Source organism: Variovorax sp. DXTD-1 (assembly GCF_003984625.1).
Lineage (GTDB): Bacteria > Pseudomonadota > Gammaproteobacteria > Burkholderiales > Burkholderiaceae_C > Variovorax.
This window is the reverse complement of sequence record NZ_RWKH01000076.1, coordinates 1-671: the sequence shown is the minus strand read 5'-3', so window position 1 is coordinate 671 and position 671 is coordinate 1. Positions and strand designations below refer to the sequence as shown.

General features: G+C 71.7%; 1 protein-coding gene. It reads left to right on the top strand.

Annotated elements, in window-relative coordinates; genetic code table 11:
* A partial coding sequence (locus EJI00_RS24925) for a POTRA domain-containing protein (RefSeq protein ID WP_148110663.1) occupies nt 1–671 on the top strand: 671 nt, incomplete at both ends.

The window sequence follows — 671 nt, the reverse complement described above, 5'->3', positions numbered from 1 at the left end:
TGCGCGAGCAGAACGAGCGCACGGTCGACCAGCGCCCGCAGGCCGCACCACCCGCACCGATGGCTCGCATTCCCGAGACCGAAGCCCCGTGCTTTCGTATCGACCGCGTGCTGCTGGTCGGCGAGCAGGCCGAGGCCTTCCAGTGGGCCGTTTCCGATCTGTCGGGGCCCGAGGGCAACGATTCCCCCCTCGGCCGCTGCCTCGGCACCGCAGGCGTGAACGTGGTGCTCGCCCGCGCCCAGCAGGCGGCCATCGCGCGCGGCTTTGTCACCACCCGGGTGCTGGCCGCGCCGCAGGATCTGTCCACCGGCACCCTGACCCTCTCGCTGGTGCCCGGGCGCATCGCGGCCATTCGACTGACGCCGGATTCTTCCTCGACGCTGCTGGGCAGCGGTGCCTTGCTGGGTTCGGCCATTCCCGCCCGGCCGGGCGACCTGCTGAACCTGCGCGACATCGAGCAGGGGCTGGAGAACCTCAAGCGCGCGCCCACGGCCGAGGCCGACATCCAGATCGAGCCCTCGACCGCACCCGATGCCAGGCCGGGCGACAGCGACCTGGTGGTCAAGTATGTGCAGGCCAGGAAGTGGCGCGTGGCCCTGAGCCTGGACGACAGCGGCACCAAGGCCACGGGCCGCTACCAGGCCGGCGCCACGGTGTCGGTGGACAACCCG